We start from the raw sequence: 21,564 nt of genomic DNA, 5'->3' as shown, positions 1-21,564 counted from the left end.
AAGACCCCACACCGTTCACCTGGACCAAGACCGCCGACGAGATCCTCGACTCCCTCGCCCGATTCTGCCGACGGATCTCCGGCGCAGGACACTAGTACTCCAGCTGTAGATCGCTCCTGTGCCGGTGGCGCCTATGCTCGCCATGGTTTGCGCGGCTTGCCCCAGCTGCCGTGTGGCCGGCTTCGAGTCTGGGCCAGCGTCGCCGCGTCGAACTCGCCCTTGCTGATGACCGCTCGTGGTTCTGGCACGAGCAGGGCCGCAGTCGATCGCCATGGGACAGCCGAGGCCCAACCGACCAGGGGCATCGTCTCGTCGTAGCGGGGAGCGAACTGCGCGACGGTGATGGTGGGCATCCGATAATTCAGGCTACGGACGTGTTCGACGAACGCTTCAGGCAGCGAGACGTGGTGCGTCTCCACGTAGTGCGGGAAGTCCTGGCGCCACAGCCAGGTACCGTCTGTCGTCAGTGAAGAGCACCCCGGGGAGTGGCGGTGGGCGCTGCCGGTGATGGCGTCGCGTCCCGCCTCCATGACGTCGATGAGGATGTGGCCAGCATCCAGGTAGGCCACCAGGTCCGCCTCGTCCGACTCGCCGACAGGCCGGACGGCATCGTGTATCGATCCGTTCGGCTGGCCGGAGCGGTTGTCCAGTTCGTCGTAGAAGCCCAGCAATCCCAGCACTGCGTCCTCCTCTACGAGCCTTGCCGTCCCATCGGCACGTGCAGGTGCGGCCACCGTTGATCATCAGTGTGTGAAGACAAACGATCACGCGGTGGCCGCAGGTCACAGCGTAGACGCCGACCACTGGCAGGAAGCGTTCGAGGGCCTGATGGGCCGTATTGCGGGCCGGTTCGCCCAGGTCGAACCCCGCCACCGAATACGGCGCTTGGTCATGGGACTGCTCGCGGACCTGCCGAGGAAGAACTGCTGGACCATCGCCGAATGGGATGGAGAGGCGACTCCTGACGCCATGCAGCACTTGCTGAGCCGAGCCAAGTGGGACGCCGATGCCGTCTGCGACGACCTGCGCGCCTACGTCGTCGAGCACCTGCATGACGACCAGGCGGTACTCGTGGTCGACGAGACCGGCAACGTGAAGAAGGGCACCCACACCGTCGGCGTCCAGCGCCAGTACACCGGCACCGCGGGGAGAATCGAGAACTCCCAAGTGGCCGTCTACCTCGTCTACACAGGTCGACGCGGACACGCCACAGTGGACCGCGAGCTCTACATTCCGCGCTCGTGGACCGACCAGCCCGACCGCTGCCGGGCGGCCGGACTCGCCCCGGACACCGCGTTCGCCACCAAGCCCCAACTGGCCGCCCGCATGATCACCCGCCTTCTGGACTCCGGCCACCACGCCCCCTGAGTGGCCGGAGACGAGGTCTACGGCGGCAACCCCCAACTGCGCACGGCCCTGGAGGAACGCACCACCGGCTACGTCCTCGCGGTGGCTCGCACCCACGAGGTCACCACCGGGGTCGGCAAGCTCCGCGCGGACGCCCTGGCCAAGAAGCCCCCCAGACGGGCCTGGCAGAAGCTGTCCGCCGGAGCCGGAGCCAAAGGACAGCGGTTCTACGACTGGGCCCACATCGACCTGCCCAGCACCGCTCCCGGCCACCGCCACCTGCTGATCCGCCGCAACCGCACTACCGGCGAACTCGCCTACTACCGCTGCTACCCACCCCGACCGGTGCCGCTGACAGCCCTGGTGCGGGTCGCGGGATCCAGATGGAGAGTCGAAGAGGCATTCCAGGCTGGAAAGGGCCGGGCCGGCCTCGATGAGCACCAACTCCGCCGCTACACGTCCTGGTCCCGCTGTGTCACCCTCGCCATGCTCGCCCATGCCTTCCTGGCCGTCGTCCGCGCCGAGGAGCACCAACTCCGCCCCGGGCCCGACGGCCTGATACCGCTGACATGCAACGAAATCCAGCGACTCTTCATAGCCCATGTCGCCAGATCCGTTCACGAGGCCGACCACTGGCTTCGCTGGTCCATCTGGAGAAGCCGCCATCAGGCTCGCTCCCAGGCCAGCCACTACCAACGCCAAGCCGCGACATCAGCATGATCGTGAACTACAGCTGGAGTACTAGCTCATAGATCATTTGTGCGAGTTTCCTGCATGTGTCTCGGGCCTCTTGAAGGAGGGCATCAGGGAGTTGTCCGGGAGATTTGCCGGACAACTTTCGAACCGCACTCGCCCTGGTGGAGAGTGTGGTCCTCGACCTTCGAGGAGTGCGCAATTGTCAGGAAGCCGACGGACCAGGCCGTGGGGGCCGTTACGTGGCCGAAGTCAGCAGGCAGACTCTACGGCCCTGCTGATGCGGTGTTGGCTCGACGCGACCGGCATGACCGTAAGGGACCTGCATACCGGACTCATGGCCGGTCGCCGGTGCCCGAAGATGGGTCGAACCGCCGTAGCCGACCGCCTGGCAGGAATGTATCTGACGGTCGACTTCGTCGACGCTGTAGCCGAGGTCTGCTTCGACGATATCGATGTCCGGCGAGCCCGTTCGCAGGAAGGTCGAGATGCTCTCAATGGCCAATCCTCGCCGTCACCTTGCTCAGCGAGTGAGTCCGTTTACAGGACCTTGCCGTTAGCGGCGGAGGCTTTCCACCGAGCGAATGAACCCGATCACGAATCAGCCGAGACCCTTAAAGCCAGAGCTGCGCGGCTGGACAGGGAGAATAGCCGCCTGCGTGTCCAAATCGCTGACCTTCGCGAACGAGGGCAGGTCGCCGCAAGTGCAGCTAGTCGCGCTATTCAGCAGCGGGACGACGCCAGGCGTCAGCGCGACGAGCGCGCGGCGGAACTGGCGGACCTCTTGGCTCAGTTGAGCCAAGACACCGAACGCGAGGGAGTTTCCAAGCCCGCACCGTCCGACCAGATCGACTCCGTACATGGTGGCGACGGTCAACCAGGTGATGCTGACGGTTGTCCGCCGCGTCGAGTAGCGGATGGGGTAGGACCTCAGCCAACGTCGTCCGGATCTCCGAATAGGCTCGACGCAGATCGACCGGAGAGGTCTCTGCCGGCGGGTAGAGAAGGAGCTGTCGCACGGGCAGTGGCTGTCCTACCATCCCCAGCCTTGAGTGAAGTTACCGATGCTGCTCAGGAGTCCAGTAACGGGGCGGCCCTCAGTGGGCGAGAACGTCTCGCGTTCGAGGCCTTCCACGACGTCCACTTCCGCGCTCACTACAGCTTCGTGTATGCAAGGTTTGGTGACCGGCGTCGGGCGCTACGGATCGCTGAGGAAACCTTCTCCCAGCTGGCGGCCAACTGGAGGTTCGTCCTAAGGCAGGAGATCCCCGCAGCCTACGCCTGGTCAATCACGCGGAAAGCTATCAGGCGCGAGTTCGGCTACGTGCAGCGGCGGGCCGGCGCCGCTCGGGAGGTGTTTGAGTCAGCCAGGGCGGGCCTTGCTCTCATGGATGACGCGACCGGTCTCTTCGAGGCCATTCTGGAACTACCAGAGCGCCAGTACGAGGTGGTCGTGCTCCGCCACATCCTTGAGCTCGATTTTTATGAGGTGGCGGCTTACCTGGGGGTTTCGGAGACCAACGCGAGGGCCCTCGCCCGACGGGCCACTGACCGTCTACGCAGAACTCTGAACCTGCATCAGTCAACCGATCCATCATGAACTGCGAAATTTCCAGGATTTCGGCTGCTGTGCGCGGACCCCCAGAGCGGCCGACCAAGGCGACCACCGGCCCGGTGAGGGATCGTACCCCCCACCGAGCCGGGCCCCATCAGAAGCGGTACATAGCAAACCCATTACCGCCCTGAGACAAGCAGCACCTACAGGAGGACTACTTGGACAGCAACGGTAGCGCGAACCCACCATTGCAGCCGCCGGTGATCAACATCAACATTGGCGGGACTGGTACGCAACTGCAGATCACCACGCCGGTCGCGATCGCCGATGGTGGCTCTGTCGCTCAGGCGGAAGCTACGAAGTACAAACCGTCGGAAGCTGGCGAAGAACCGCCGTACTGGCGCCGCACCGCGGTCGTGTGGAGTGCAGTAGCTGCGCTTGCGACACTCGCGGGTGTGGCATTCTCCGCCTGGAGTACCAGGTAGCGACGCCGCTGGCGTCCTGCGGAGTTCCTGCAGCACGGGTGGGATCTGCCCGTCGGCTCCCGCCCGTGCTTTGTCGGATGTGCAGGGACTCCCCGCTCGGGAACGGTGAATGGAGGCTCCCGTCCTGTGATCGTCTAGGCTGGCTGCCCAGTAGGGCGCGGGGAATCGGCCTATGAAGGATCCAGCTCGTGCCTGCTCCGATCGACCGGATCGTTGACTCCCTGCTGCCTCTTGCCGTTCCGATCGCGACCTGACCCGGTACTACCGCAACCTGCGGCGTGGCGATGTAAACTCCGTCGCCGACTCTCTGTACTGGCACGGCCAGTTCAAGCCGATCGTCGTCAACCGGGGCACGCTTACCGGCCGCCTGAACGAAATCCTGGCCGGCAACCACACCTGGGATGCTGCCGTTCAGCGCGGCTGGGACCAGATCGCGGTCTCCTGGGTTGACGTCGATGACGACGCGGCCGCGAAGATTGTGATCGTCGACAACCGCACCAGCGACTTGGCCGGGTACGACACCGAGCTGCTGGCCGACATCCTGGGTGCCCTGCCCGACCTCGACGGGACCGGCTACGACCACGATGCCGTCGATGACCTCCTCGACGGCATTGAGCTGCCGTCCCAGCTCGCCGCCGAGACCAGCGACCGCGAAGGCGACAAGACCGTCGACGAGCACCTGCAGTGGGGCTTCGTGCAGTGGGGCACCACCCGCGTGCAGATCACCAAAGACGAAGTCGAACGGCTGAACAACATCCACGAGGCGTTCTACGAGGCCCGCGGCACCGACACCGGCTTCGCTCACTACCTCCTCGACCAGCACGGCGACGCGCAGCAGGAGGCCGTCGATGCCTAAGTTCGTCGAGGCGTACGCGATCGACGGGCTCAAGCCCGCCCCGTACAACCCGCGCCGCCTGTCGGAGGAGGCGTTCGACCGGTTGCAGAGGTCCCTGGCTTTGTTCGGTTGGGTGAAGCCGGTGATCGTCAACGGCAACGGCATCCTCGTGGCTGGCCACCAGCGAACCAAGTCCCTGAAGGCCATCGGCCAGACCCACGCCCCGGCGATCCTCCTCGATGGCCACGTCTCCACCCAGGACGAAGTCCAGTTCAACTTGTTGCACAACTCGATCGAGACCGATGGCTCGAAGGTGCGGGTGCCCGCGTCCGGGCCTGATGGGCACGGCTGGGAGTGGATCCAGCCCGAGGACGTCACCGCGGTGTCCCACTCGAACCCGGCGATCCAGGCCGAGATCCGCCGCCTGGTCACCCGCTACGGCACGTGGGGCTCGGTCGTCGCCGACAGCGACGGCAGGGTCATCCTCAACAACGACTACGCGGTGGTCGTCGCCGATCTCAAGCTGCCGCTGCTGTGCTACCGCATGTCCGTGCAGGAGGCCGACGAACTCGCCGTGTGGCTGGACGGCGACTACGGCGACTACGACTACACCCAGCTCGGCATCCGCGCCTACAACCAGCACTGGTGCCAGATGCACCGCCTCGGCGGAGACGAAGGCGACTCCAACAAGTCCACGACGTACGAGCAGCACGTGCTGCCCGCGCTGCGCCCCGGCCAGCGGGTCATGGACTTCGGCGCCGGAGAGCTGGCCTACATCCAGCGGATCAAGGCGCAGGGCTGGGACGCGCACTGGTACGAGCCGCACGTCAAGGCCGCCGGGAGGCAGAACGCGCTGGACGTGGCGGCCACGGTCTCGCACATCCGCGACCTCCAGCGGGACATCCCCGCGAACGGCCTCTACGACGTCGTCGTACTGGACTCGGTGCTGAACTCCGTCACCTCGCTGGAGTTCGAGAACGCCGTGGTCGCCACGTGCAGTTCGCTGCTCGCCAAGGACAGCACCTTCTACACCGGGACCAGGTCGCTCGGCTCCGTCGCGCGCAGGGTCGGTGGGAAGAAGGCCCGTAACAACGGCCGGTACAGGCGCAGCGTCGAGTTCCTGGACGACAACGGGTTCACGGCGAGCTTCCGTGCCGGCGTGTGGACGATGCAGAGGTTCCACGACCCTGAGCCGCTTCGGTCGCTGATGGGCCGGTACTTCGACGAGGTGGAGGTTCGGGGCAACCCGAACGGGAGCAACATCTACGCGGTGTGCCGCAAGCCGAGGGCGCTGCCGGAAGAAGAGCGGCGGGCGGCGCTGGAGCTGGAGTTCAACATGGAGTACCCGAGGGAGTACCGGCACAACAGGCACCGGCCGCTGGTGGAGGCGCTGATGCGGGCCTGTCGGGAGCGGGACGGCGGCTAGGACACCGCCAGTTAGGAGCATAAAAGATAAGCTACTGAACTTGATCGGGTGATGTCGGGGCTGTTCGCCTGACAGGCGCTGGACGGCTCCGGTAGTTCTGGCCTGTGAGATACGCGCAGGGCGGCGGCTTGACCGACGCCGAGAGGGCCGCGCGGGAGCGGATCCGGCTGGAGGCAGTCGTTCGCTTCGAGGGCGGGGAGAAGAACCGGGAGATCGCTGCCGTGTTGCGGGTGAGCGAGCGGTCCGTTGAACGCTGGCGCCGGCAGTGGCGGGAGCTGGGAGCGGATGGGGTCCAGTCCAAGGGATCGCCTGGGCGTCCGAGGCTGGGTGATGCGCAAATCGCGCGGCTTGAAAAGGAGTTGGAGCGCGGCCCGCTGGCCCACGGCTGGGAGGACCAGCGCTGGACGTTGGTCCGGGTGAAGACGTTGATCGGTCGGATGTTCCACGTCAGCTACACCGTGGAAGGGACCTGGCGCCTGCTCAAGCGCCACGGTTGGTCGTGGCAGCAGCCGACCCGGGGGGCGATCGAACGCGACGACGACTCTGTCGAGTTGTGGAGGAAGGAGGTGTGGCTCCAGGTGAAAGCGCCGCGGCGGCTCGGGGAGCCTGGCTGGTCTTCGAGGACGAGGCCGGACAGACACTGAGGCCGCCGCGCGCCAGGACCTGGGGCCGAGTCGGGTGCACGCCGGTGGTGCGGGTGCGGGGCGGAGGCTCCGGACGGATATCCATGGCCGGGATGAGCTGCTACAAGCAGGGCGAACGTTCCCGGCTGATCTACCGGGTCCGCCTGCACCGAGGACGTAAGGGCGAACGCAAGAGCTTCAGCTGGCAGGACTACCGCGACCTCATCCTCCGGGCTCGCATACAGCTCGGCGGCCCGATCGTGCTCGTCTGGGACAACTTGTCCGTCCACCTTGTGCCGCCGATGAAGGAGTTCATCGCGGCGAACGAGGACTGGCTGACGGTCTTCCAACTGCCCTCGTACGCCCCGGACCTCAACCCGCAGGAAGGCATCTGGTCGCTGGTCAAGCGGACCATTGGCAATCTTGCCGTGGCCAACCTCAACCACCTGACCAAGAGCGTGAAGCGGAGTCTGAAGAAGATCCAGTACCGACCGCACCTGATCGACGGATGCCTCGCCCAGGCCGGACTGATCATGGACGACTGACCACCACGCGGCCCGACATCACCCATTCAACTTCAGTAAAGGATTGTCCAACTAGCAGACAGGGCAACGGAGTAGCCGTCCGCAACCATCGAGACGGGGGAGCTTCAGTGCTGGCACCTGTGGTTCAAGTACGTCACAGGCATCGACCTCGGCCGCCACTGGGCCGTCGCCCCCCACGGCCGCTACAGCCGCCACATCGACGAGACCACCCGCCATGTCACCGTCGAATTCGTCATCATCAAGGAACTGCTCGGACATGCCCACATCGGCGTCACGGCCACCGTCTACGTATCGGAGGTGCAGCGTGCAGTGCCCTTCCGCTGACGTTGCCGTCAAGACGCCAGAAGCCTCTCCCGAAATTTTTGGGGAGAGGCTTCTGGATTTACACCAGGATCACCCTGCGGAGTAAATGCAAGACCATTCTGGTTCAGATCGATTCAACATTACAGGTCGTACGGGTAAAGTTGAATCGAAGATACATTTAGAGAAATCACATCTCCTGGAGCTATCTCCCATTTTCGATCCGGCGCCTCGATGAGAACGATGTCGGAGCCAAGCCTTAGCCCTACGATGGGGTCATCTCCCTCGCCGATCTCGACGACTGTACCCGAGATGGAGATAGGGCCCTTCCCTTCGGTGAATCCCATGATTGAACCGCGGGGTGCATCGTCGACGATTGCCAAATCTGCGACCTCCTCCGGAATTTCAATTTCGACGTCAAACTCCCCCCGCCGGGCAGGCGTTGGCCCCATCCAGCAGGCGAAGGCGCTCCCGAGCGCACACCGGAATGCAACCCATCCCTTTGGGTTATCCAATACTCTGGTGATCTCTACCTTCACTACTTCAGCCCCAGTGGGACGCGGACCATCTCATTACTAACGGTCCACTCATTTGACGGGGAAAGCCAATCCCATGTTTCCATATGAAAGTGGAACTTTGTGGGCTTGCTGTTCATCTCATGATCTCCCATCCGAATGCTGCGGCGGCCATCAGCAGATACAAGGCGGTTCGGGTCCGGCACACCCGTGCGAGGATGGATATTTGTGTATGGTCCTTCTCCCAAGAAGTCCTCCCACGCTTTCCCTGCCTGAGAAGGCTTCAGGGCTCTGGGGGCTGTAACCTCCGGCAGATTTTTGACTGTTACCTCTGGCCCCGTTTCCCCACAGTTGTGAACCAAGACTGGCGTGCTTCCCGCCAGCACATAGTACGTGTCGGGCACTCAATTGCCAGCATTGCACAACTCTGCGAAGGTGTAGGTCTCTGAATCCCCGGGGGCAATCAAATCGCCGGACCAGCAATCACTCGGCACCGGACCACATCATGCGATATATCGACGGCTGACTCGCGAAAAAGTCGGCGACGGCCCGCCGGATGAACCGACGGGCCGTCGCCGACTTTGGCTAATAGGTAATCTCCTCTCCGCTTGAATTCCAGACCCGTGGCCAACCCGATCCCGGCGCGGCGCTGGGCTCAGCGATTATCAACCGATCCGGCCGCCAATAGAACGATCCGACAGCCCTGCCATCCCAATCGGGCCATTCGATGACAATTCGATCGCCGGGAGAAACGGTCACCTCATTTGCTGCCGGCTCAAACTGAACTACCAGAGGAGTGTCGCTGTCGGCAACCACGTCAAATCTAATCACGATCACTCCATATTCTCACTGTACCAGTCGAGAAGAGTTGCCCTATCTGCAGCACTTGGATTGGGATTTCCGCGCCCTTCGGACACGCTGGCCACCTTATTAAAGTAATCCGAAAATACTTGAATATCATCTTTCGTGTATGGCGATGAATTTACCTTGCCGAGTTGCCCGGGCGTCCTGAGATCGAGGCTTCCGCTGCCATTGTCCCATAGCCTGAATCCGCCATGCGCGCCATCTGCACCGGCTCGTCCCCTGCCCAGCTCCCCTAGGGTGTGTCCGTTCTTTGCCGCTACAGCAATAGCCTTTTCTCGTTCGGCTGCTGTCAGCTCTGAAACAGTGGGCGGCTTTGCCATAGGACAGTTATGAACAAGGACCGGTGTCGTCCCCGCGAGCACATAGTACGTGTGGAGCTTGTTGATCGTGAGGTTGTAGGCAGTGGCTGGGGTGGTTTGATAGTTCCGAATCGATGCGATGGTGACGGTGTCGCCCGTGGGCGTCAGGAGTTGGTCGCCCGCGTGGAGTTCTGCTGCGTTGGTCCACCGCTTGGTGGTGATATCCCAGTATGGGTGGTGTTGAGTCGAGGTGAGCGTGACGGCGGATGCGGCGGAGCTGCTGGTTTCTGCAGAAGGATCCGCTTCGGTCGGGGCGCTCAGTTGGAGGTCGGTGAAGTCCTCGTCGTTAGGTGTGATGATGGTTTGCGTGACACTTTCCCCAGTGGTGTTGCCGGTCTGGGGGTCAGTTGCGGTGACTTTGTCACCGGCGGTCAGTTGGTCAATTGGCTTGGCGGTTCCGTCCGCGAGGAGAACTGCGGTTCCCGCAGGAAAGCTGTTGCACGGCATCCGACCAGGCGCCCCCGGACTAGCGGCGTAGGCGTCTCCTATCGAAGCAGGGAGATATGTTCCCGAAGCAAAATTTGCACTGTGCGGGTCGAGGCCCTGCCCCATGGCCCAGCTTACGTAGGAATCCATTGGGCCGGGCTTGCTGTATTCGTGATCACCCAGATGAATAATCGCGTGGGCGAAGTCGATCGGTGCAATCGCGACTGCACCAAGGCCGAAAAGGAAGTCCCTGTTGTTGCCTTCGTGACCTTCCTTGGAGTTCGGGTTGCATCGACCGTTGCTGCATTTGACTGCATATTGTTCTCGAACTGTCTTGTGGGTCCTCCAGTAGGTGTAGGCAGAGTATGCTTGGAACTTTTCTGTCGTTTTGTTTTCTTCTACGATCTTGTCATAGTCGCGCCCCTTTTCAATTGGCGTGATTCCGCCGCTGCATGTGTACATCCCGTTGCCGCACTCTTCGAAGTGCAGGCCTGAGGGGTCCGAGAGATTGACGGGGTTGTTGCTGCTGTAGGCGTAGCCGTTCCACTGCTGGGGGCTCGCTGGGTCGAGGATGGGGTCGGGGTTGATGAAGCGTCCGTGGACGGGGTCGTATTGGCGGGCGCCGAGGTTGGTGAGTCCGGTGGTGTCGTCCTTGCTGCCTCCGATGAAGCCCTTGGTGCCGGCCCAGTCAGAGGTGGCGGGCTGGGTGCCGCGGGGGTTGCCGAACGGGTCGGTGGGGCGGCGGGTGACGGTCTGGTTGGCGTCGGTGTTGATCTGGAGGCCGTTGGTGCCGTGCGGGTCGGCGGCCTGGATCAGGACGGTGCCTCCGCCGATGGCGGCGGTGACGCGGGTGTAGGTCAGGCCGCCCGGGGCGGGGATGGAGCGGACGTTGCTTGTGGAGCCGCTGGCCGTGTCGAGGGTGAGTTCGTCGGTGGGCAGGTTGAGCGTGGTTTTGCCGGGGTTGCGGCGGATGAGCTGATTGCCGTCGGCGTCGTAGAGGTAGGTGGTGGCGGCGGCCTGGCCGGTCTTGGTGAGGGTGTCGAGCTTGTCCTCGCCGTTCCAGGTCAGGGTGGTGGTGCCGCCGGTGTCGGTGATGGCGGTGGTGTTGCCCTTGGCGTCGTACTGGTAGCTGACGGCCTTGGTGCCTGCCTGCCCGCTGGTGGTGGAGGTGAGCAGGGCGTGGGGCCCGCCGGTTCCGCCGCCGGTGTTGGGGGCGTTGGTGGGGGTGTTGCGGCTTTTGGTGGCTCCGAAGGTCTGGGTGGTGGTGGTGTCGTTGAGGCTGTTGCCGGTGATGTCGTGCTGGACGTATCCGGTGCGGTTGCCGGTGGCGTCGTAGGTGTAGGTGTTCCAGTAGGGCGTCGGTCCGCCGATGGTCCGTCCGCCGGGGTTGACGGTGGCCGGGCCGTTCGTGTTGTTGCAGCCGCCGATGCCGGGGACGGTGGTGGAGCTGCCGGTGCCGTGGACGGCGCCTGAGGTGTCGGTCCAGTCGGCGGTGGTGGCGGTGCCTGCGGTGTCGGTCCATGCGCCGGTCAGTCGGCTCAGGTGGTCATAGGTGAAGCACTGGGTGTCGGTTGCGGTTGCGTCCTGGATGTCGGTGACCGAGGTGATCCGGCCTGAAGGGGTGTAGGTGTAGCTGGTCTGGTCGACCGAGACGGTTCCGACCTGGCGGTCGACGAAGTTGTTGATGACCCGTCCGGTGGCCCAGTCGTACTGCTGGGTGGAGACGACCTGTGTGCCGTACTGGCCGACTGTCGTCCGTACGGGGCGTGCGAGGGCGTCGTAGTCGACCTGGGCGACGATGGCCTGCTCGAGGCTGGCGGATCCGTAGAGCAGACCGGTGATGGTCTGGGCGTAGGTGATCGATTCGGCCGGGAGCCCGCCGGCTGCGGGGATGTCGGTCTCGGTAACAGTGCCGAGGACCGGGCTGTAGGTGTTGGTGGTGGTGTAGGTGCCGGCGAGTGCCCCTTCCACGGGTGGGATGGTGATGGAGGTGCCGAGCGGCCTGTAGGCGGTGTCGTAGCCGGTCACTGCGGTGGTGTAGGCGGCGCCTCCGCTGCCGCCGACGTAGCGGGTGGAGGAGGTGGGCTGGCCCTTGACGAGGGTGTCGTAGGTCCACGCTGCCAGCTGGTTGGCCGGTGTCACGCCGCCGTTGAACGTGCCGGTCTTACGGCCGAGCAGGTCGTAGGTGTAGGAGAGAGTGTTGCCCTTGGCATCGACAGTGTGGTCGATGCGCGAGTTGACGTCGTAGTACGTCTTCGTGACGCCGGTGTCCGGGTCTGAAGCGGAGACCTGGCGGCCGTGGAGGTCGTAGGTGTGGGTCCAGGTGTTGCCGCTGCTGTCGGTGTGCGACGCAGGTTGGCCGGTGGGCGTGTAGGCGTAGGTGGTGATGTCCGCGTCGGTGCTGTTGCCGGTCGCGGTGGGTGTGCGGTACTGCCAGAGGGCGGTGGTGTGGCCCCGGGCGTCGGTCACGGACGAGGTTGGCGCGCCGCCGCTCGGCGGGGTGGTGTCGGTTCGGTCCGCACCGGGGTAGGCGGTGGTGGTGGCCCACTGGAGGTTGCCGTAGGAGCGGAACTCCGCGCGTACGACGCGTCCGTTGCCGTCGTAGGTGTTCCAGGTCTGGCCTGGTATCTGGCCGTCACCCACCGGGACGAAGATTGATTCGGTGGGGAAGGAGCTCTTCTCGTAGTACGGTGCCGAGGTCTTGATGACCCAGCCGTGGGTGTCGTAGACGGTATCGGTGATGAGGCGCCCGGTGGGCTTGGCGGCGCTGGTGCTCTGGCTCTGGCGGGGGCGACCCAGACCGTCATAGATACTGATGTTCACCGAGTAGGTGGCCGCGTCGTCGTTGAGCGACTCGGTCTTGACGGTGGACGGGCTCTTGGTGCCATTGAGCGAGTAGGTGAACTGCTTGCTCGGGAGTTGGTTGGTCGGGCGGTCCGGTGCCCAGACGGCTGTGAGCCGGCCGAGGGCGTCGTACTGGGCGGTGACGACGCGGCCGTTGGCATCGGTATTGGTGAGTGCGGAGCCGCGGGCCGGGTCGAGTGTGGTGCTGGTGGTCCAGTCTGCGCCCATGGGTCCGGTGGTTCGTACCTGGGTCGGCAGGGCACCGGTGGCCGGGGTGAGAACGACCTTGGTCGCTGCGGGGGTGATCGATGGGCCGGCCAGTACGGCACCGGAGGCGTTGTAGGTGGAGCCGTCGGTGGTCGCTGTCGTCAGGCTCCGACCGTAGGCGTCGAACGTCGCGCTGCCGGTATGGGCGTAGACGGCGTTGCCGGCCTGGTCGAAGTGGTCGAGGACTTGGTTGCTCGTCGGGTCGCCGGTCGTGCCAGCTTTCCCGAAGGGCTTGCCGTCGTAGAGTGTGCGGCCGCTGGACAGGGTGTTCGCCGAGGTGGCTTTACCTGCGCAGGATCCCTGGAAGGCGGTCTTCTCCGAGACGAGTGTGAGCAGCTGCGGGTTGTCGCTGGCCGCGTAGCTGGTGATGGCACAGGTTTCCGGGGTGGCGGCGGTGCCGTCGCCCTTGTCGTCGACCTTGACGACGCGGTTGCCGTTGGCCGGTTCCGTGGTGGTGACAACCGTGGTGGTGCGCCAGCTGCCGTCGGTGAGTTTGGCCTTGGCGATTGAGGTGGTCTCGGAGTCAGGACGCCAGGCGTAGATCTTTGGGGCGCCCGCGCTCTGGGCGTGGGTCGCGGACGTCGTCTGTCCGGTGTAGGTGCTGCCGGAGACCGCGGTGACTGTGCCGTCGGCCTTGTCGAAGGTCTCGGTGGCGACGACGCGGCCGGCGAGCTGGGCGCTGTCGGTGACGGTGCCGCCGAGCGGGCTGGGGACCTGGACGCTGCGTTGGGTTGTGCCGTTGGCGAGGTAGTCGTCGTTCATGCCCCGCAGGTAGGTGACCTTCTGCTGGGTCTTGGGCGCCTCGCTGGAGCTACCGCTTCCGGTGGTGGTGGTCACCGACTGGTAGCCGCGGAAGTTGTCCCAGGTGCGGGTCTTGGGGTCGGTGAACTCGGCGTCGTTGCGGTGCCAGGCCGCGCCGCCGTTGTAGGTGTACTCGGTGGTCCTGCCGATGTTGGGTGTGCTGACGAGGTCCTGCTCGACGACGGTTTTGACGAGGGGCTTGTCGAACCAGTCGTTGACCGGGTCCTTGGAAGACCAGAAGTCCGGATACCACTTGACGGGTATGCAGGCCATCGTGTTGCTGTCCTCGGAGGACGGCATGTGGTTGTTGACCCGGGAGCACTCGGGGTCGTTGTAGATGACGTCGATGCTGCCGCCCATCTCGGTCGTGATGTTCTGGATGCGCGGGCGCATGAACATCGGCGAGGCGGGGACGAGGCCGTCGACGCGGTTGGCCCGCATCTGGTACTGGAACTGCACCGGGGGCAGGTTCTTGATCTCTGCCTGTCCGTTGCTCGGGACGCGCTGGATCAAGTCGAGCTGCAGGAGGCGCTTGGTGCCGTCCTTGGGGTCGGCGAGCTCCTGGTTGAGGTTCCAGGTGTCGACGGTACGTGGCGCGGAGTTGACCATGATCTGGGTTCTGATCGTGGTCAGGCGCTTGGTGGTGAAGAACGTCGGTGCGGAGTTGACGCAGCTGCTGTCGGTGCAGATCTGGTCGACCGGCGTGTCAGGCCACGCGTTGGCGTTGCCGGCGCGCTTGCCCTCGGAGCAGTCGTTCGTGGCGTCGGGCATGCAGCGTTCGGCGACGTCGAAAAGGACCTTGGCCGCCGGGCTGGTGCTTCCCTTGGCGGCCTTCTGCTCGTCGAGACGCTGGCCGTAGGCGATCTCCTTGAGGTAGCCGGCCCGCTGGTAGTCGGCGAGGGCGCCGGTGCCGCCGCTCTGGACGCGGCCGCGCTTGTACTTGTTGCCCTCGGCGGCGTACTTGTACGTGGTCAGGTTTCCGTGCGGGTCAACCACGTAGTCGAGCTGCCAGCGCCAGGCCATCTGGCACCATGAGTTCTTCCCGCTGCCGGAGTTGTAGCAGGGGTCGCCGTTGTTCGGCGAGTACACCGGCACCGTGAGGACGGAGTTCGCGGCGGGGTCGGAGCCGTCGCCACCGGGCAGGTGGTTGAGGCCGAAGTAGTACTGGACACCGTCAGACGTGGTGATCCGCCAGTACTCCATACCCTGGTAGTCGACATCGCCCGCGGCCTTCGAAGCCCCGGTGAGCTGCTCGACCTTGGAGCCGTCGTCGCTCTCGAGGTGCCAGGTGCCGGTGGCGTCGTCGCGCACGATCTTGCCCGAATGGCCGCTGAGGGAAAGGGTGGCGTTCTGCCCGCCCCAGCACTCGTCGCCCGAGCCCGTGATGCCGGCCTTGTCGCAGCTGCGGTAGGAGCGTTCGATGAAGCCAGGCTCGTAGCCCCAGCCGTCGCCGATCCACGAGGGCTGGGCGTTGGTCGAGGAGGTCTTGCCGTCCACGTCCGCCGAGTTGTAGCCCAGCGACACGGTCGGAGCCGCACCGCTGAGTGCGGGCGGTACCTCGATGGGGTAGCTGTAGGTGAAGTTGCCCGTGTTGGACCCGGCGGACCAGGCAGAGGACGGGGACAGAGATGTCGCGGTGTAGTTGCCCATGGCGCCGGAGGGCGACGGCGCTGCGGAGAGCACCACCGAGCCACCGCTTTCACCCTTGTCGGTGGCGGCCACCGCCTGAGCGGGCGCTGCCGTCGTGGTGAACGAGGCCTTCACGGCTTCGTTCTGCCCCTGCTGGGGAGCTGCCCTGGGGGGCAGCGTGACGTCGGCGGTGATCTTGCCCTGCCCGTCGGTCTTCGCCGCAACCGGGTTCTGGGTGCGGCACTCGGGCAGGTCCGGCGTGGTCAGTGCGCAGGCCGGCAGGGCGACGAGGTGGGCCCGGTCGGACCAACCGGCCGCCTGCAGTGCCTTCAGGTCCAGGGTGACGCTCGCGGCACGGCCTTCGCCGCTGGTGGGCGCTTCGGCGTCGCTCAGGGCGATGAGCGGGCCGGTGACGCCGGCCGCCTTGCCCGTCTCCGGCCCGGTTACCTGAACCGTGACCGTGTGCGCGCTTTCGCCCTTGCCGGTGCCGGGAGCGACCTGGACGGCCAGCGCCCCCGCCTTCGCGCCGGTCTGCGCTTCAGGGCTGTCGGCCCCCAAAGCCACCGTCGCGGTACCGGTCACCAACGGCGCCGTCGGCTCAGGCTTCCAGTCAGGAGCGTTGGAAGCCGGTTTGGAAGCCGGCTTCGGGGCGTCCTTTCCCTCGACCGAGACGGTCGCGTCACCCAGCGGCGTGTGCGGGGGAGTCCAGACCTTCCCCTTCGGCGCGGGGTAGGTCCACGCCACAGCGGGCGGCGCGGTTATCCCGGTCATTGTCAGGGCGACCATCGCCGCCACAACAGACGAACGCCACCGGTTGCCTGGTGGTCTTCCAGCCCGTTTGTGGGCAGCCCAAAACATCTTCACATCGCTCCAATGATTATCGACATAACGTCAAAAAGGCGTGGCAGTGCCATGGTCAGCGTGACGATAAGTGAAGAATCGAACACGCCACCAGGGTGTTCGGCCGCCGTGTATGAGAAATTTGCAAAGTCTTGGGAATCGCGATCGGTGCGTATCAGGACATGCCTACGCAAGGCGGTAATGGGTTTGACCTATCGACAGGCCAGGCCACATCGTTCCCATCCGAACGCAGACACAGCAGCGTCTGCCGACCGGGAGGGACTCACCGAAGATCCATGTCCACCACGTCACGGACAATCACGAGCACGCCACCGCCATCATCGACACGCAAACGTGTGACTCGCCTGACCGCGCTCGGAACCGGTTGCGTCCTGAGCCTCGGTCTGCTCGCCGCGCCGACCGCCCTGGCCGTCGAACCCGACGCCACGCCGACCCACGGCCCGGCCGGTGGGGCGGCGCCACTTCTTCCGCCCACACCCGCCCCGCCTCGTACACCTCTGCAGCAGGCGGTGCTGGACGCAGTCGCCAAGGCCAAGTCCACGGGCAAGCCGGTCGTCATCGACGCTCTGACCGACGTGGCGTCGAAGACCGTCGCCAACCCGGACGGCAAGCTGACGACCACTGACAATGCCCAACCGGTCAGAGTGAAGCAGGACAATGGCTGGGCCGACCTCGATGCCACCCTCCGTGAGAACTCCGATGGCACCGTCAGCCCGACCGTCGCGAGCACCGCCCTGGCCCTCTCTGGCGGCGGTGGCGGGCCGATGGCCACCGTGTCCACCTCCGACGGCAAGAAGCTCTCCGTCAGCGCACCGTTCGCACTGCCGAAGCCCGTCCTGAACGGGGCGACCGCCACCTACGCGAACGTGCTGCCCGGCGTCGACCTCCAACTGACCGCACTGCCCATCGGCGGCTGGCGCGACGTGATCGTGGTCCGCACGCCCGAGGCCGCCGTCAACCCCGCACTGAAGACCCTGCGCTTTCCGATCACCGCCCAGGGTTTGACAGTCACCTCCGACGACCAAGGCCGCATCGACGTCAAGGACGACAAGGGCGACCTGCGATTCCGCTCGCCCTCACCCTTGCAATGGGACTCCTCCACGCCGCCCGCCGCGTCCAAGACCGTGAAGTCCGCCATGGCAGCCGCAGCCGCGCCCGCAACAGACCCAGCACCTGCGGCCGGCATTCGCTCGTCCACAGAGGAGCCGGGCGACGGCGCGAACGTCGCCGCGATCTCCACCAAGGTCACGTCCTCGACGATCGAACTGACGCCGAACCAGGACGCGCTCGGCTCCGGCACCGGCCCGTGGTACCTCGACCCGTCGCTCGTGGCGACGAGCTCGGTCCAAGGATCGGTGGAGGTCCAGGAGAACCACAAGACGGCGGAGAACTTCAACAAGAAGAGCAACCTGGCCACCGGCTACTGCGGCTACCACAGCAGCGACCCGAGCCTGGACTGCGGTGACCTGGGCCGCCAGCGCGCCTACTTCCAATTCGGCATCAACCCGGCGCTCTACACCAAGCCCGGCGGCGCCGAGAGCCCGCCGACCATCTTCAACTCCACCCTCAACTTCCAGGTCACCGGCGCCTCCAGCCCCAGCACCAACACCCCGCTCGTGGTGTACTCGGCGCCCAAGCCCATCCACGAGCACACCAGCTGGAACGACCAGCCCTGCGGGGACAGCAAGACCGTCGTCATGGAGAACTGCCCGACGGTCAACGGCCAGTGGATCACCGGCACCGGCCCGCTGGCCGTCGACGTCACCGACATGATGAAGCAGGCGATCGCCGGCCAGTGGCCCTGGTGGACCGCCGCCATCGCCCCGATGAACAACGAGTACGACAAGAGTTTCCGGCACTACATCGCCAACAACCCGTACATCACCACCACCTACGACATCACCCCGACCGTCTGGTACCCGCGCACCAGCCCCGCCCCCGGCTTCGCCTGGAACAACAGCACCGCCGAGTGCACCACCGGCGGCGCCCACCCCTGGGACAACCCCGGCTGGATCGGCAGCAACCAGAACATCTACCTGACCGCCAACAGCTACTCCCCTGCCGGCCAGTCCCTGTACACCAGCTACCGCATGTGGGACGACAACGACGGCAACTTCTCCTTCACGGACGGACGGTGGGGCCGCAGCTACAACGACCCCGCCGAGTCCGTCACACCCGGTTCGCTCAGCGACGGCCACCAGTACGGCTGGTATGCCCAGTCCGGTGACGGCACTCTCAGCTCACCCGAAAGCGCCTGGTGCTACTTCCGCGTCGACCGGACCAACCCCCGTGTCAGCATCAGCTCCACCGACTTCCCGCCGTCCGGCACCCCGAACCCCACCCCGGCCAAGTACATGAACGACTGGGGCAGGTTCGCGATCAACGCGGAGGACCCGGCCCCGGGCGCGGGTCTGCAGGCCTCGGGCGTCGCCTGCGTGCGGGTGAGCACCGACCCGACCCCGGTCGTCGGCTGGAAGTGCGGCCAGAGCGACACGCTCTCGCCGGGACAGCCCTACGACTACCAGCCGCGCCAGTGGGGCACCAACACCCTCTACGCGTGGGCCATGGACAACGCCGGCAACTACAGCCAGCCGGCCCTCTACAACTTCTACGTGCCCTGGAAGCCCGGTACCCAGCCGCTGTTCGGTGACGTCACCAACGACCAGCAGCCGGACATCGTCCTCGCCGACAAGAACGGCGACCTGCGGATCATCGGCGGTACCGCCGACCCGACGAACTCCCTGGTCGCGCCCGCCGCCGCGGCACCCGGCAACCTCAAGTACGGGGCCACCTGGGCCGACTACCAGATCAGCCACCACGGCGCCCTCACCGCCGGACTGCCCGTCGACCAACTCGTCGTCCACTACACGGGCGCCGCGGCCGAACTCAAGAAGATCCTCTACGTCATCCCCAACGACGGCACCGGACGCTTCGACCAGAGCCAACCCCTGGCACCCAGCCGCCCCACCACCTGCAAGGTCTACGGCACCACCACGCCGTGCGACGGATACAACAGCGGCGACTGGAGCAACGTCTCCCAGGTGATCGCGTTCGGCACACCCAAGGGCGAGGCAGTCGGCCCCAAGCCGGGCGACCCGACGAAGACGGTCTTCACCACCCAGACGTCCATCATGACGCTGGAGAACAACAACCTCTACGTCTTCAACCCCGTCGGCAACCTTCTCAGCGGCACCACCCTCATCCCCACCCTCTCCGGCAGCTGGAACGACCTCGAACTCATCAACCCCGGCGCCGCCAACGGGCCCACGACCAACCCCGCCACCAAGGCGACCGCGAACCAGACCACGCTCTGGGCACGCAGCCGCACCACCGGCGACATCTACGCCTACCCCCTCGGCTTCAACGCCGACGGCACCGTCGACTACTCCGCCCTCACCAAGCCCGACGCCGGCACTCCCATCCTGACCGGCGCGAACTGGAGCGCCGCGGCCCAGCCGAAGATAGGAGCCGCGGACCTCAACAACGACGGCTACCCCGACCTCTGGGCCATCAACAACAGCAACGCCATCACCGTGTTCCCCGGCAAGAGCAGCACCGGTGCCACGAACAAGGTCGACGGCTTCGACAACTGGCAGTTCCTCGGCTACGCCGACGCCAGCGTCTCCGTCCACCCCAACGCCGTGAACTGGCAGTGCATGGATGCCGAAGGCGGTCCCCGAGACGGCGCCGAAGTTGCCATCTACAGCTGCTGGCAGACCGCCAACCAGCGGTTCAGCTTCGCCACCGACGGCACCATCCGCGCCGGCAGCTGGTGCCTGTCCACCAAGGACAACGCACTCGGCAACGGCACCCGTGTCATCCTCACGACCTGCACCGGCAACACCGGCCAGAAGTGGAGCATGCGCCCCGACGGCCGCATCTACCTGCCGGCAACCGTCGACCCCGCCAACAACCCCGGCGGCCAGTGCCTCGAACTTCCCGGCTGGGCCACCGACCAGGGCACCCGCCTCGGCATCTGGACCTGCCCCGGCGTGCAGGCCAACCAGCAGTGGACCCTGCAACCCGAACGTACCCCGTAACGCGTCAGCCATCACCAAGGTGAGCTGACGTAGCAACCGCAGGGCGAGGGGACCGGCCATTCCGGGTCCCTCGCCCTGCTTGCATGTACCGGTATCGAGCGCCCTCCGGACGGAAAGCAGTCGTGCGAGGCAAGGGCGGCAGAGCCCCGGCGGTGAGGCTTGCGACACCACCGCCGGGGCGCTTATAACCAGGCCTTCCAACTGTTCGGTCGGGAGCGAGCCGGGCCTCGAACACCATCGCCTTCGACTGCATGACCGCTATGCAGGCTGTCGTCGACAGACCGCAGCAACCGACGCCTGTCGGGAGCGGGACGGCGGTTAGGCCACTAACAATTATGAGTATAAAAGATAAGCGATAGATTTGTTCAACTAGTAGACAGGATAAGTAAGTTGCCATCCATGGCCATCGAGGCGGGAGGGCGTCGGTATCGGCACCTGTAGCTCAAGTACGTCACCGGCATCGACCTCAGCCGACACTGTGCCGTCGCTCTCCACGGCCGCTGCAGGCGCCTCATTGACGAGACCACCCGCCACGCCACCGTCGAACTCAACGAGTTCCCACACGCCCTCGCCTGGTACCTGTGCGGCGTCACCGCCGGCCCCTACCGCTGGGCCGACAACCCCCACCTCGCCCTCGAAGCAGCCCCCGGCCACACCCAAGACCTCACCGTCCAGGACCTCACCGTCCACCTTGACGGCGTCCGCCCCATCCCCTTCACCGACGCCGATATCCCCGCCGACGACCCCCACGCCGACGACCCGCTCTTCCGCACCTGCCGCAACTGGCAGTTCGCCCACTACCTCCGGGCATGCGGCGTCCCCCATGTCCACGGCGACCGGCCCCGCATCACCACCCTGCGGCCCGGCAACGGCCAAGGTGAACTCCTCCCGAAGCCGCCCCGTATCGTCGCCGCCACGGACAAGGAGACTGGCGCCCCCGGTAGCGGGCACGCTCGGTCGAACGGAGAGCCCCAGGAGCAGTCCGGGCCCGTCCCGCATCAGCTGCGACTCGGCGCAGTAGAGCTAGCGCAGGACGTACCGGGTCGTGCGGTTCGGGGCGACCGGCTGCGGGCCCTGGAAGGCCACGGCCAGGGCGGCGGCGAAGCTCCGGAGAAGTCCGGGAAGAAGAGGGCCACGAAGGGGGCTGAG

General features: G+C 65.5%; 13 protein-coding genes and 1 pseudogene. 8 read left to right on the top strand and 6 right to left on the bottom strand.

What is annotated here, in order from left to right:
- Window positions 1–131: 131 nt before the first annotated feature.
- Window positions 132–680, bottom strand: coding sequence for a hypothetical protein (locus ACIO9K_RS32600; RefSeq protein ID WP_363625142.1), 549 nt, complete (start codon window positions 678–680; stop codon window positions 132–134).
- A gap of 148 nt (window positions 681–828) precedes the next feature.
- Here ACIO9K_RS32600 and ACIO9K_RS32595 point away from each other — a divergent pair.
- Window positions 829–2,067 (top strand): annotated as a pseudogene (locus tag ACIO9K_RS32595) (IS701 family transposase).
- 211 nt (window positions 2,068–2,278) lie between these two features.
- Here ACIO9K_RS32595 and ACIO9K_RS32590 read toward each other — a convergent pair.
- Window positions 2,279–2,545 (bottom strand): hypothetical protein, encoded by a 267-nt coding sequence (locus ACIO9K_RS32590; protein ID WP_363625143.1) that lies wholly within the window; start codon window positions 2,543–2,545, stop codon window positions 2,279–2,281.
- Window positions 2,546–2,641: 96 nt separating this feature from the next.
- The gene (locus ACIO9K_RS32585; RefSeq protein ID WP_363625144.1) at window positions 2,642–2,917 is read right to left on the bottom strand and encodes a hypothetical protein; all 276 of its coding nucleotides are present in this window, start codon (window positions 2,915–2,917) and stop codon (window positions 2,642–2,644) included.
- 171 nt (window positions 2,918–3,088) lie between these two features.
- On the opposite strand from ACIO9K_RS32585, the gene ACIO9K_RS32580 reads away from it, so the two are divergent.
- The 6 genes from ACIO9K_RS32580 to ACIO9K_RS32555 all read left to right on the top strand — a co-directional run bounded on the left by ACIO9K_RS32580 (window position 3,089) and on the right by ACIO9K_RS32555 (window position 7,509).
- Window positions 3,089–3,640, top strand: coding sequence for a sigma-70 family RNA polymerase sigma factor (locus ACIO9K_RS32580; RefSeq protein ID WP_363625146.1), 552 nt, complete (start codon window positions 3,089–3,091; stop codon window positions 3,638–3,640).
- Between the two features lie 173 nt (window positions 3,641–3,813).
- Window positions 3,814–4,080, top strand: coding sequence for a hypothetical protein (locus tag ACIO9K_RS32575; protein WP_363625148.1), 267 nt, complete (start codon window positions 3,814–3,816; stop codon window positions 4,078–4,080).
- Window positions 4,081–4,330: 250 nt separating this feature from the next.
- Window positions 4,331–4,936 (top strand): ParB N-terminal domain-containing protein, encoded by a 606-nt coding sequence (locus ACIO9K_RS32570; protein ID WP_400335185.1) that lies wholly within the window; start codon window positions 4,331–4,333, stop codon window positions 4,934–4,936.
- Window positions 4,929–6,341, top strand: a complete 1,413-nt coding sequence (locus ACIO9K_RS32565) for a ParB N-terminal domain-containing protein (protein WP_363625150.1) — start codon at window positions 4,929–4,931, stop codon at window positions 6,339–6,341. Before ACIO9K_RS32570 ends, ACIO9K_RS32565 begins: the two co-directional genes overlap by 8 nt.
- Window positions 6,342–6,445: 104 nt before the next feature.
- Complete coding sequence (locus ACIO9K_RS32560) at window positions 6,446–6,985, top strand: winged helix-turn-helix domain-containing protein (RefSeq protein WP_363625152.1); 540 nt, start codon at window positions 6,446–6,448, stop codon at window positions 6,983–6,985.
- Window positions 6,952–7,509 carry a transposase gene (locus ACIO9K_RS32555; RefSeq protein ID WP_400335184.1) on the top strand — a complete coding sequence of 186 codons (558 nt, stop codon included), beginning with the start codon at window positions 6,952–6,954 and terminating at the stop codon, window positions 7,507–7,509. The genes ACIO9K_RS32560 and ACIO9K_RS32555 overlap by 34 nt, the downstream gene beginning before the upstream one ends.
- A gap of 443 nt (window positions 7,510–7,952) precedes the next feature.
- On the opposite strand, the gene ACIO9K_RS32550 is transcribed toward ACIO9K_RS32555, so the two are convergent.
- Together ACIO9K_RS32550 and ACIO9K_RS32545 are read right to left on the bottom strand one after the other, a co-directional pair.
- Window positions 7,953–8,348: a hypothetical protein gene (locus ACIO9K_RS32550; protein WP_363625154.1), complete on the bottom strand. Its 396-nt coding sequence runs from the start codon at window positions 8,346–8,348 to the stop codon at window positions 7,953–7,955.
- An 809-nt stretch (window positions 8,349–9,157) separates the two neighbouring features.
- A complete protein-coding gene (locus tag ACIO9K_RS32545) occupies window positions 9,158–16,285 on the bottom strand; it encodes an RHS repeat-associated core domain-containing protein (RefSeq protein WP_400335177.1) in 7,128 nt (2,375 codons plus the stop codon).
- Window positions 16,286–16,710: 425 nt separating this feature from the next.
- Between ACIO9K_RS32545 and ACIO9K_RS32540 the strand changes: the two genes are divergently transcribed.
- On the top strand, window positions 16,711–20,415 hold the full coding sequence (locus tag ACIO9K_RS32540; RefSeq protein WP_400335175.1) for a ricin-type beta-trefoil lectin domain protein: 3,705 nt from the start codon (window positions 16,711–16,713) through the stop codon (window positions 20,413–20,415).
- 369 nt (window positions 20,416–20,784) lie between these two features.
- Here the strand turns inward: ACIO9K_RS32540 and ACIO9K_RS32535 are convergent, their stop codons facing one another.
- A complete protein-coding gene (locus tag ACIO9K_RS32535) occupies window positions 20,785–21,291 on the bottom strand; it encodes a hypothetical protein (protein WP_363625159.1) in 507 nt (168 codons plus the stop codon).
- Window positions 21,292–21,564: the final 273 nt, after the last annotated feature.

It is taken from the genome of Kitasatospora sp. NPDC087271, from assembly GCF_044744605.1.
GTDB lineage: Bacteria > Actinomycetota > Actinomycetes > Streptomycetales > Streptomycetaceae > Kitasatospora.
This window is presented reverse-complemented; position numbering and strand designations above follow the sequence as displayed.

Bases quoted from the DNA above. Each gene is read 5' to 3' on its own strand.
- ACIO9K_RS32565 (WP_363625150.1), top strand. From the start codon at position 4,929: ATGCCTAAGTTCGTCGAGGCGTACGCGATCGACGGGCTCAAGCCCGCC.
- ACIO9K_RS32545 (WP_400335177.1), bottom strand. From the start codon at position 16,285: ATGACCGGGATAACCGCGCCGCCCGCTGTGGCGTGGACCTACCCCGCG.